Below are 1,935 nucleotides of genomic sequence, written 5' to 3' on the forward strand. Positions count from 1 at the left end.
GCACGACTGCGTGGCCCAGGCGGCGGTCGCCGTGCGCGAGGTCCGCCCGGGGGACAAGCGGCTCGTCGCGTACGTCGTCCCGGTCGCCGGGAGCCGGATCGAGCCGGAGACGCTGCGCCGGCACACCGAGAGCGCGCTGGCCGACTACATGGTCCCGGCCGCCTTCGTGGCCCTGGACGCCCTTCCGCTGACCGTCAACGGCAAGCTCGACCAGCGGGCCCTTCCCCAGCCCGGCCCGCACGGCCGTCCCACCGACGGCCGGGCCCCCCGCACTCCCGCCGAAGAGGTCCTCTGCACCGTCTTCGCCGAGGTCCTGGGCCTGCCCTCGGCCTCCGCGGACGACGACTTCTTCCGCCGCGGCGGCCACTCCCTGCTCGCCACCCGCCTGGTGTCCAGGGTGCGGGAGATCTTCGGAGTACGGCTGCTGGTACGGGACTTGTTCCGGTACCCCACGGTCGCCGCGCTGGCCGAGCGCATCGCGGGCGACCGGGCGGAACCGGCCCGTCCCGCCCTGGTGACCGGGCCCCGTCCGGAGCGGCTGCCGCTCTCCCCGGCCCAGCGCCGGCTCTGGTTCCTGGACCAGATGGAGGGCCCGTCGGCGACCTACAACATCCCGATGGCCATCCGGCTGACCGGTGACCTCGACCATGCGGCGCTGCGCGGCGCGCTGTCGGACGTCGCGGGCAGGCACGAGGCACTGCGCACCGTGTTCCCCGCCGAGGACGGCGAACCCCGCCAGTCGATCGTCCCGGCGGACGGGGCGGAGGTACCCTTCACCGTCCTCGGCGCCGACGAGGACACCCTGGCGGCCAGGATCAGCGAGCAGGCCGGCCGCCCCTTCGCCCTTGACTCCGAACTACCCGTCCGGAGCGTCCTGTTCGAGCTCGCACCCGATCACCACGTGCTGCTGCTGGTGGTGCACCACATCGTCTCGGACGGCTGGTCCAACACCCCGCTGACGCGAGACCTGGGGATCGCGTACGGCGCCCGGATCGAGGGCGAGGCGCCCGGCTGGGAGGCGCTGCCGGCGCAGTACGCCGACTACACCCTGTGGCAGCAGGGACTCCTGGGGGACGCCGACGACCCGGACAGCCTGATCGCCGCCCAGCTCGGCCACTGGCGCGGCACCCTGGAGGCCGTACCGGACGAGGTGACGCTGCCCGCGGACCGGCCGCGCCCGGTGGTGGCCTCCTACCGGGGTGCCACGCACACCGTGTCCTGCCCGGCCGGGACGCACCGGGCGCTCACCGCCCTGGCCCGGGAGACCGGCAGCACGTTCCTGATGGTGGCCCAGGCTGCGGTGGCCGCGCTGCTGACCCGCTCGGGCGCCGGCACCGACATCGTCATCGGTTCGCCCGTGGCCGGACGCGCGGACCAGGCACTCGACGACCTGGTCGGCTTCTTCGTCAACACCCTGGTCCTGCGCACGGACACCAGTGGTGCCCCGTCCTTCCGCGAACTGCTCCGCCGCGCCCGGGACACGGACCTCGCGGCCTGGGCCCATCAGGACGTGCCGTTCGACCGGCTGGTCGAGGCCCTCAACCCGGAGCGCTCGGCCTCCCGGCACCCGCTGTTCCAGGTCATGCTCACCGTCGGCGAGTCCCTCGGCACCGGTCCCGAACTGGGCTCACTGGCGACCGAGTTCGTCGTCCCGGAGCTGCGGATCGCGAAGTTCGACCTGACCTTCGGCTTCGAGGAGCACCGGACCGAGGACGGCGGTCCGGCCGGCTTCGACATCTGTGTGGAGTACGCCACCGACCTGTACGACGCCGGCACCGTCCGGGCCGCCGTGGCGCGCCTGGTCCGGCTGCTCGGCGCCGCCGCCGAGGCCCCCGACCTGCCCTTCGGGCGACTGGAGATCCTGAGCGCGGAAGAGCGCGGGCAGCTCACGGCCTGGGCCGGTCCCCACATCTCCGCTCCGGGGCTGTCTCTGGA

The 1,935-nt window shown here is 74.0% G+C and carries 1 protein-coding gene; it reads left to right on the forward strand.

Annotation, left to right across the window (positions count from 1 at the left end; translation table 11 throughout):
• On the forward strand, nt 1–1,935 hold a 1,935-nt coding region (locus tag VT52_RS34650; RefSeq protein WP_240510028.1), incomplete at both ends, for a condensation domain-containing protein.

It is taken from the genome of Streptomyces malaysiense (assembly GCF_000980885.2).
GTDB lineage: Bacteria > Actinomycetota > Actinomycetes > Streptomycetales > Streptomycetaceae > Streptomyces > Streptomyces malaysiense.